Annotated in this window: 9 protein-coding genes and 5 pseudogenes; 5 read left to right on the forward strand and 9 right to left on the reverse strand. The window is 63.4% G+C overall.

Going from position 1 to position 7,978, the window contains the following annotated elements; all coding sequences use genetic code 11:
- Positions 1-113 precede the first annotated feature (113 nt).
- A pseudogene (locus tag Q1A87_RS22230) lies at positions 114-245 on the forward strand (IS5/IS1182 family transposase); the annotation flags it as partial.
- Positions 246-310: 65 nt separating this feature from the next.
- A pseudogene (locus Q1A87_RS22235) lies at positions 311-436 on the forward strand (transposase); the annotation flags it as partial.
- A gap of 17 nt (positions 437-453) precedes the next feature.
- On the opposite strand, the gene Q1A87_RS22240 reads toward Q1A87_RS22235, so the two are convergent.
- From Q1A87_RS22240 to Q1A87_RS22250, 3 genes and pseudogenes are all read right to left on the reverse strand, one after another.
- Positions 454-735 (reverse strand): integrase core domain-containing protein, encoded by a 282-nt coding sequence (locus tag Q1A87_RS22240; protein WP_299656694.1) that lies wholly within the window; start codon positions 733-735, stop codon positions 454-456.
- Between the two features lie 19 nt (positions 736-754).
- A pseudogene (locus Q1A87_RS22245) lies at positions 755-976 on the reverse strand (IS30 family transposase); the annotation flags it as partial.
- Positions 977-1,039: 63 nt separating this feature from the next.
- Positions 1,040-2,223 (reverse strand): annotated as a pseudogene (locus Q1A87_RS22250) (IS3 family transposase).
- Between the two features lie 85 nt (positions 2,224-2,308).
- Between Q1A87_RS22250 and Q1A87_RS22255 the strand changes: the two are divergent.
- Both Q1A87_RS22255 and istB read left to right on the forward strand, forming a co-directional pair.
- A complete protein-coding gene (locus tag Q1A87_RS22255; RefSeq protein ID WP_299656698.1) occupies positions 2,309-3,046 on the forward strand; it encodes a hypothetical protein in 738 nt (245 codons plus the stop codon).
- On the forward strand, positions 3,043-3,834 hold the full coding sequence (gene istB, locus Q1A87_RS22260; RefSeq protein WP_299656701.1) for an IS21-like element helper ATPase IstB: 792 nt from the start codon (positions 3,043-3,045) through the stop codon (positions 3,832-3,834). The genes Q1A87_RS22255 and istB overlap by 4 nt, the downstream gene beginning before the upstream one ends.
- 257 nt (positions 3,835-4,091) lie before the next feature.
- Here the strand turns inward: istB and Q1A87_RS22265 are convergent, their stop codons facing one another.
- The 4 genes from Q1A87_RS22265 to Q1A87_RS22280 all read right to left on the reverse strand — a co-directional run bounded on the left by Q1A87_RS22265 (position 4,092) and on the right by Q1A87_RS22280 (position 6,342).
- Entirely contained in the window at positions 4,092-4,478 is a 387-nt protein-coding gene (locus Q1A87_RS22265; protein WP_299656704.1) for a carboxymuconolactone decarboxylase family protein, read from the reverse strand.
- 58 nt (positions 4,479-4,536) lie between these two features.
- Positions 4,537-4,779 carry an Atu4866 domain-containing protein gene (locus tag Q1A87_RS22270; RefSeq protein WP_299656706.1) on the reverse strand — a complete coding sequence of 81 codons (243 nt, stop codon included), beginning with the start codon at positions 4,777-4,779 and terminating at the stop codon, positions 4,537-4,539.
- Complete coding sequence (locus Q1A87_RS22275; protein WP_299656709.1) at positions 4,776-5,324, reverse strand: hypothetical protein; 549 nt, start codon at positions 5,322-5,324, stop codon at positions 4,776-4,778. The genes Q1A87_RS22270 and Q1A87_RS22275 overlap by 4 nt, the downstream gene beginning before the upstream one ends.
- A 133-nt stretch (positions 5,325-5,457) precedes the next feature.
- Positions 5,458-6,342: a LysR family transcriptional regulator gene (locus Q1A87_RS22280; protein ID WP_299656712.1), complete on the reverse strand. Its 885-nt coding sequence runs from the start codon at positions 6,340-6,342 to the stop codon at positions 5,458-5,460.
- Between the two features lie 108 nt (positions 6,343-6,450).
- Between Q1A87_RS22280 and Q1A87_RS22285 the strand changes: the two are divergent.
- A pseudogene (locus Q1A87_RS22285) lies at positions 6,451-6,630 on the forward strand (ATP-binding protein); the annotation flags it as partial.
- Positions 6,631-7,161: 531 nt separating this feature from the next.
- On the opposite strand, the gene Q1A87_RS22290 reads toward Q1A87_RS22285, so the two are convergent.
- Together Q1A87_RS22290 and Q1A87_RS22295 are read right to left on the reverse strand one after the other, a co-directional pair.
- A complete protein-coding gene (locus Q1A87_RS22290; RefSeq protein WP_299656715.1) occupies positions 7,162-7,413 on the reverse strand; it encodes a PIN domain-containing protein in 252 nt (83 codons plus the stop codon).
- A gap of 137 nt (positions 7,414-7,550) precedes the next feature.
- The gene (locus tag Q1A87_RS22295; protein WP_299656718.1) at positions 7,551-7,787 is read right to left on the reverse strand and encodes a type II toxin-antitoxin system prevent-host-death family antitoxin; all 237 of its coding nucleotides are present in this window, start codon (positions 7,785-7,787) and stop codon (positions 7,551-7,553) included.
- Positions 7,788-7,978: the final 191 nt, after the last annotated feature.

A 7,978-nucleotide genomic window follows, 5' to 3' on the forward strand; every position in this document is an offset into this window, starting at 1 on the left:
CCACCAGCCCGGCCGCACGCTGCGCCGAGCCAAAGGCTCCGCGCGCGGCCTCCTACACCACAGGGTGGGACACTATCTTTCACTTCGTGAATCCATGGCGTCAGACGCGACGCATGAGCAAGCCATCTCCCGCCCGCTATCGTACAACGAACTGGTCCAGCTACAACGCGTCGCTCAGGAAGCGGGGGTCCCTGCTGATCTGGGTCGACAGGGAGATGACCTGGCTTGCGCCGCGTGATGGGCGGTGACCTGAGCCCCGTTTCCTCCTCCGAATTTGGGTAGAGTCCGTCCCTGAGAAGGAGATGGACGGATGAAGAGATCGAGGTTCAGCGAGGAGCAGATCATCGCGATGCTGAAGGAGCAGGAAGCGGGCGTGGCGACGGCCGACGTCTGCCGGAAGCACGGGGTCAGCTCGGCAACGTGGAGTTGGAGTTCCCCCGGTTCCGTGGACGGTTAGCCAGTAGCGGATCGTAGCTGGTTCTGCGCGGTCCTTTCGAACGTGATGGGGGACTTGTAGCCGATTGCCGAATGGCGGCGCGACGGGTTGTACCAGCCTTCGATGAACTCGAAGACGGCCATGCGGGCGGCGGCCTTGGTGGTGAACTTGCGCCGGTCGAGCAACTCGCATTCGAGGGTGGCGAAGAAGCTCTCGCACATGGCGTTGTCGTTGGCGTCGCCAACGGATCCCATCGACGGGCGGACCCCGGCCTCCTTGCATCGCAGGCCGAACGCCACGGATGTGTATTGGGCGGTCTCAACCGGTCGTCGCAACACAGTCATTCTGCGTCTTGGCCAGCGACTCGTCCAGCGCTTCGGCGGGTGTTCTCCATCGCAATGTCTTCCGCGGCCTGCCGTTGAGTGCGGCGGCTACGGCATTGAGTTCGTCGGGCCCATGCATCGTAAGGTCTGTGCCTTTTGGGAAGTACTGGCGCAGGAGCCCATTGGTGTTCTCGTTCGTGCCGCGTTGCCAGGGGCTGTAGAGGTGGCTCGGTTTGTCTGAACAACGTCCGGGCTTTCGTTAAGTGGATCTCCGCCTTGATTACGCTGCCGCCGGTATTGGCGATGGCTGGTTGAGATAGGCCCGGTCGGGCGTCTGCCCGCCGAGCGATGAATGTGGCCGCGTGCCGTTGTAGAAGTCGAGGTAGCGTCCGATCGAGGCCCGGGCCTCGGACACGCTTGCGTAGGCGCGCAGGTAGACCTCCTCGTATTTGACCGTCCGCCAGAGCCGCTCGACGAAGACGTTGTCGCGCCATGCACCCTTGCCATCCATGCTGATGGCTATCTTCGCATCCTTCAGAACCTTCGTGAAGTCGACGCTGGTGAATTGCGATCCTTGGTCAGTGTTGAAAATCTCCGGTTTGCCATGGCGACGGAGCGCTTCCTCTAGGGCCTCGACGCAGAAGTCGGCGGATAGCGTGATCGACAGCCGCCAGCTTAGGACTTTGCGGCTGAACCAGTCGACGACGGCGGCCAGGTAGACGAAGCCGCGCGCCATGGGGACGTAGGTGATGTCCATCGCCCAGACCTGGTTGGGCTGGGTCACGGCCAAGCCCCTCAGCAAGTAAGGATAGATCTTGTGCCCCGGCGCCGGCTTCGAAGTGTTCGGACGACGATAAATAGCCGCGATCCCCATACGCTTCATAAGCGTCGCGACGTGACACCGACCCACCTCATGGCCTTCGCCGTTCAGAAGTCCCTTCAACATCCGGCTGCCGGCGAACGGATATTCCAGGTGCAGCTCGTCGATCCGGCGCATCAGCGTCAGATCCGCATCCGACACCGGGCGCGGCAGGTAATAGACGCTGCCCCGGCTGATCCCGAGCGTCCTGGCCTGTCGGGCGAGGCTGAGCCTATGGTTCCGGTCGATCATCGCTTTGCGCTCGGCAGGAGACCTGCCTTCCCGAGCGCGACGGACATCGCAGTAGGGACCGTGGCCCCAGTGGGGCCGCGTAAGCCCTACGAAGCATCGTTCTCGAGCGTCAGCTCGCCAATCTTCGCGTGCAGTGTCTTCACGTCGACGGCCGGAGTGGCCTCGGCGGCAGGCGCGGACCCGAACACGCCAGACGCCCCCTCGAGAAGCTGGGCGCGCCATTGCGTGATCTGGTTCGGATGGACGTCGAACTGCTCGGCCAGCTCAGAAAGCGTCCGCTCTCCCTTGATAGCCGCAAGCGCCACCTTCGCCTTGAAGGCCGGGCTGTGGTTCCGGCGTGGTCGTCTCGTCATGGTCTCTCCTCGCTCTCGGCATCATGCCGATATGGCGCGGATCATCCACCTATCGCCCGTGTTCAGATTTCCCGGACCACCTCTGTTGCGCGCCTCGACCGATTTCGACACGCTGGACGCCTACCGGACCTTCGTTGCCAGCGTCGTCGCCGATCACAATCGCCGTCATCGCGATGCGATCGAGATCGAGCGCGGCCATTTGAAGCCGTTGCCTCCGGCGGCGCCCGTCACCTGGGACGAAGCCAGCGTCCGGGTGACGAGCTCGTCGGGCTTCTCGTTCCGCCATGCCTTCTACACCGTGCCGTCCCGCCTGATCGGTCATCGCCTGCATCTGCGTGTCCATGACGACCGGATCGAGGCCTTCCTTGCCGGGGAACGGGTCCTCACCCTGCCGCGCGGCCGCGCCCCGTCCAAGGGCGCCAAAAGGACGACCACCCACGTCGTCGACTATCGCCACGTGATCGGCTCGCTGCGCGCCAGGCCCGGCGCTCTGGCGGGTCTCACCTATCGCGACGCGCTGTGGCCGCGACCGGCCTATCGGCGTGCGTTCGATGCGTTGATGGCTGTCGGGTCTGCCCGGGAAGCCTCACGCACGATGGTCGCGCTCCTCGCCCTGGCCCACGACACTGGCAGGGAGGCCGGGATCGCCGAAGCGCTCGGCACCGTCCTCGACCAGGGCGACCTGCCGGATGTCACCGCATTCAGGGATCGCTTCCTGCCCGCACCGGGACCGATCCCGGCGGTGCATATCGAGATGCCGGACGCCAGCGTCTACGACCGGTTGCTCGCCCGGCGGCCTGCGGAACCGGAGGTGACGGCATGACCATCACGACCGATACCGCCCGCCTGCCGCTCCTGCTGACCACGCTGCGGCTTCCCACGATCGCGACCCTGTGGCCGACGATCAGCCAAACCGCCGACGAGGAAGGTTGGCCGGCGGCGAAGACCCTGGCGACGCTGTTCGAACACGAAGTGGCCGAGCGCGTCCGACGGCGCATTGGGCGCCATCTCACCGAAGCACGCTTGCCCGGCGGAAAGACCCTCGACACCTTCGACTTCGGCGCCGTGCCGATGGTCAGCCGGGCCAGGATCGCCGCGCTCGCCGAGGGCGACGCCTGGCTTGGCCAAGGCACCAACATCTTGTGTTTTGGCCCGCCTGGTGTGGGAAAGACGCATCTTTCGTCGGCGCTCGGTCATGCGCTGATCGATGCCGGATATCGCGTCCTGTTCACGAGAACCACCGACCTCGTCCAGCAACTCCAGACCGCCCGACAGGACCTGAGGCTCGCCGCAGCGATCGAAAAGCTCGACAAATACCACCTGCTCATTCTCGACGATCTGTCATACGTCCAGAAAAGCCAGGCCGAGACGAGCGTCTTGTTCGAGCTCATCAGCGCCCGATACGAGCGCCGATCCATGATGATCACCGCAAACCAGCCCTTCGGCGCCTGGGACTCGATCTTTCCTGATCCCGCCATGACCGTCGCCGCGATCGACCGGCTCGTCCATCATGCCATCATCCTGGAGATGAACACCGACAGCTATCGCCGCAAAAGCGCTCAGGCCCGCAATACCTCGTCAAAAGCCGAGCCGACCGCTCATCCTAATTGACGCGCACTCCCGAACCTTGACCCCCCGCGACAATTAGGAAAACATCAAACTGGCTCGCAGGCGCTCATCGTAATTGACGCTGCCGCTCATCCCAATCGTCGCTCTACAGGATGTCGAGCGTCTTGAGCCGACGTGCAAAGTTGCAGGTAGCCATGAAGTCGCCGAGGTGGGTGTGCAACTGACCGTAACGGATCCTCGGAATTCCCCTGCGCACCGTCGTGCGAAAAGCAGTACCCGCATGCCTCTTGCTGACCCGGCTAGGACCTCGCGGGCGCGTCTGCGAAGACCTGCTTGGCAGCCATCAGTCCGTTCAGAGCTGCCGGGAAGCCAGCGTAGACCGACATCTGCATCAGGATCTCGATGATCTCGTCTCGGCTGACGCCGCAGTTCAGCGCGGCCTGGATATGAACCTTGAGCTGGTTTTCCGCGGTGCCCAGGGCGCAGAGCGCCGCCACCGTCGCGATCTCACGCTCGCGCAGGCCGAGGCCGGGACGGGACATGATGTCTCCGAACGGGTACTCGAACAGGTAGGTGGCGAAATCGGGCGCGATGTCTTCGAGCGCGTCGATGACATTCTGTCCGGCCTCGCCGTCGATCCGGTCGAGCATGCGGCGGCCGCGGTCCAGTCTGGTTTCGCTGGTCATGATCTGTTTCCTTTCGGGGTATGGGGATGCGCCGGGCCGCGATGGCCTGGCGTGCTTCTCAATTGCGTCGAAGGACCATCCCGGCGTGGTGCAGGACACCATCGATGAAGTCGCCGTCCGCGGCGAACCCGGTGTCGTCCCAGTATTCGACATGGGTGCCGCTGATTTCGTAGCGGCCCTGATAGGCGCGTTCGCGACGTCCGCGCGCTTCGATATACCGGCCAGCGGGGAGGAGCTCGTGGCGGACCTGGCCGTCATCGGTGATCCATAGGCCGGTGAAGTCGACCGCAGGGTCGCTCATTGCCCGGTCCCGCGCTGGCCCAGCGTGTCGGAAATCTCCTCCGGGTCGACAGTCCAGGCGTAGTTCAGCTCGTGCTGGATCTTCCAGCCATCCTCCGTGCAGGCCCATCCAAGCTGCGAGCGACCGTCGAAGGCGATCACCTCGCCGTCGAGCCGGTCGATCTGACCGACGAACCCCAGGGTGGTCGAGGCGACGCCGTCCCCCACGAGCGCCTCGTTGGCCTCCGTCAGCCCGTGCAGAACGCTGCGCGCCGCGTTCTGCAGATCCTCCCAGTTCGCGCCATAGACCGCGGCATCGCCGAACAGCTGCGTCTGGCCCGGGGCAAAGTTGTCGTAGAAGACGCCCCGGGTATCCTGAAGATCGTAGTAGCGCGCCATCTTCTCTTCGAAGACGAAGTTGGGATCGCCCTCGCGGCGTTCCCAGCCCTCCATCATCCAGTCGGCGTGCAGGGCGCCGGGAGAGTCCGGTCCGCTTTGCGCGCAGGGTGCTGCGGAGAGGGAGGAGCCTGCCATGAGCATCGCGAGCGTCAGAAGAGTGGTCTTCATGTCCATGTCCTATCTTGCATGTGGGCCGTTGGCCCGATGCCGAGAAACATGAGCAATTTGCGCTTTCGCCGGTATCCGGCGGATGATGGACATCGCGGTTAGCCTGGCTAACCAGTCACGGCAGAACGGCCCCTCATGGGTGCCGGGCTTTTACATGGTCCACGAACGCACGCAATTTCGGGGCCATGTTGCGCCGATGCGGGTAGAAAAGGGAAAAGCCCGGAAACGGCGGCAGGAAATCTTCCAATAGCCAGACCAGTTCGCCCCGCTCCACGAAAGGCCGGAATGTCTCGCGGGTAGCGAAGGTGATCCCGCCGCCTGCAAGAGCCGCTCGCAGCATCAGGCGCAGATCGTTGGTGGTGATCTGCGGTGCCACGGCGACATCGAACGCGACGCCGTTATCCGAGAAGTCCCACCGGTAGGGGGCCGTGTCCGGTGAGGGACGCCAGCCGATGCAGCGATGCGCGATCAGGTCGCGCGGATGCTTCGGCGCCCCATGCGCGGCCACATAGGCCGGCGCGGCGACGACGGACTCGCGCTCTTGGGCAGTGACCTGGACGGCGATCATATCCTGCTCGATCACATCGCCCAGCCGGATCCCGGCGTCGAACCCGGCAGCGACGATATCGACCTCTTCGTCGGTCACCGTTACATCGAGCACGACCTCCGGATGCGCCTCGGCAAAGGTCACGAGCGACGGGCCCGACAGAACCGTCTCGGCGATGGATGTCACCGCCAGGCGCAGAACGCCCCGCGGGCGGTTGTCTCCGGATGCTACGTCGAGTGCTGCGGAGATTTCTGCAAGCGGAGTGGAAAAAGACGCATAAAGCCGTTCTCCCTCTTCGGTCAGCCGCACCGCGCGGGTGGTGCGCGTGACCAGCGTCACCCCAATCATGTCTTCCAGCCGGCGCATGCCTTGGCTGACAGCCGACCGCGTCACGCCCAGACGGTCGGCGGCGGCCCGGAAATTGTCCGCCTCGGCAACAGCCTGGAAGAGGGCCAGAAGGTTCAGGTCCATGCCCACTCCTCGCCTAATTGTCATGAAGAGAGCCCTAGCAAATACGAACGGGCGGCTACCGACTTTGCGTCCGAAGTTCATCGTCGCCCAGTGACAGACGCCATGGAGCAAATCGTCGACAATGTCATCCTCGTCAGCCGTCTTTACGAGAGCACCTCAATCATCGTCACGACCAACCTCGACTTCGGCGAGTGGCGCTCAGCGTTCGGCGACGCCAAGATGACCTCGGCGCTTCTGGATACTCTCACGCACCCCTGTGGCATCGTCGAAACCGGAAACGAAAGCTGACGCTTCAAGATCCGCGAATAGCCGAAACGCCGTTGGCCCGGCGCGGCTGCGCAGCGAACCGAACACCTGGCACGCCGCCGCGACGGTCGCTCGCGGCGCATTTCGGACGATCAGGTTTGGCCGCTGACTGCGTCTAAGCTTCCGCTAAGCCGCCGTTCGGATCGAAGCGCAGCATTCGAAAATCAGTGTGGGTCCGGTGCGCTGGACAAGGCGGTCTGCAAGAACCAACGCCTGCGCAAGGTCCGCGGAACTGAGGCGCCAGACCCTGATGACTTTGTTGGGATGCGCGACGGGAAAGGCGACATCGAGCGATGACAGTTTGCATGCCGGCGCCCGTTTTTTCCTCACGTAAGGGCGGGCGTCGGGAGGCATCTTCAGACCGTGCGGATGGTCCCGCTGTCGATGACGAACTCGACGCCGTGGATGGTAACGGCCCGGTCCGCTCCAACGCCAAGACTAGCATATAAGATACATAATAGAACTTACTATTAGTTATGAAACCTTGGAATTTCGGTAGCTTACGGACCGTCCTTACCAAATACGCTGCACCCCTCCGCCCAACACGGTGTCCAGCGTCTCGTCCTTCGAAACGACCGGTATGGCGCGTTCGAGAGCGGTCGCGACGATGATCCGGTCGAACGGATCCCGGTGCGTCCAGGTGAACCGCCCAGCGCGCTCCATCACGGCCCCGGACGCCGGGACGACCTCGAACCCGTCGGATCGAAGTCGCACGTCGAGATCGACGGACAGCAGTTTCTCGACCTCGGGCCATTTGCCGAGCATCGCCTTGCAGGTGATCTTTTAGAGGCTCGCTGCACTCACACAGCGTTCGGTCGCATTCACAAGTGCGTCACGCGCCGGCTCCGACAAAAGATCAGGCGCCAGCATCGCCTAGATCAGCACATGCGTGTCGAGGAGCATCAGAGCTCCATGTCGTCGAGTGTCTCCTCGTCGGTCGGTCCGACCATGTGCTCGAGTGACGACGCCTCGCCAGATAGCGATCCCCAAACGCCGAACGGAAACGGCCCCTGGGGCCGCGCCGGTACGCAGGCAATCACGGGCCGACCGTTCCGGCAAATCGTCACGGTCTCGCCACGCTCCACGGCCGCGACGAGCTTCGAGAACTGGGTCTTCGCCTCGTGGATGTTGAACTGCATCGACGCCTCCGGTGGACTAAAGTTAGTCTAGTGCCCCACGTGAGGCAAGGATCGTATTGGCGTGTGCTCCCGAAAAGCGGAGGAACGATAACAAATATCCTTACCGGTTATATGGTTAAGCGTCGAAAATCATGTAGGCCACACCGTTTACGCCCGGTCGTCGTAGCCACGCCGTGTCTTTGTTTGGGCCA

This window comes from uncultured Jannaschia sp. (assembly GCF_947494055.1).
Lineage (GTDB): Bacteria > Pseudomonadota > Alphaproteobacteria > Rhodobacterales > Rhodobacteraceae > Jannaschia.

Bases quoted from the DNA above. Each gene is read 5' to 3' on its own strand.
- istB (WP_299656701.1), top strand. From the start codon at position 3,043: ATGACCATCACGACCGATACCGCCCGCCTGCCGCTCCTGCTGACCACG.
- Q1A87_RS22265 (WP_299656704.1), bottom strand. From the start codon at position 4,478: ATGACCAGCGAAACCAGACTGGACCGCGGCCGCCGCATGCTCGACCGG.
- Q1A87_RS22270 (WP_299656706.1), bottom strand. From the start codon at position 4,779: ATGAGCGACCCTGCGGTCGACTTCACCGGCCTATGGATCACCGATGAC.
- Q1A87_RS22280 (WP_299656712.1), bottom strand. From the start codon at position 6,342: ATGGACCTGAACCTTCTGGCCCTCTTCCAGGCTGTTGCCGAGGCGGAC.
- Q1A87_RS22295 (WP_299656718.1), bottom strand. From the start codon at position 7,787: ATGCAGTTCAACATCCACGAGGCGAAGACCCAGTTCTCGAAGCTCGTC.
- Q1A87_RS22290 (WP_299656715.1), bottom strand. From the start codon at position 7,413: ATGCTCGGCAAATGGCCCGAGGTCGAGAAACTGCTGTCCGTCGATCTC.
- Q1A87_RS22275 (WP_299656709.1), bottom strand. From the start codon at position 5,324: ATGAAGACCACTCTTCTGACGCTCGCGATGCTCATGGCAGGCTCCTCC.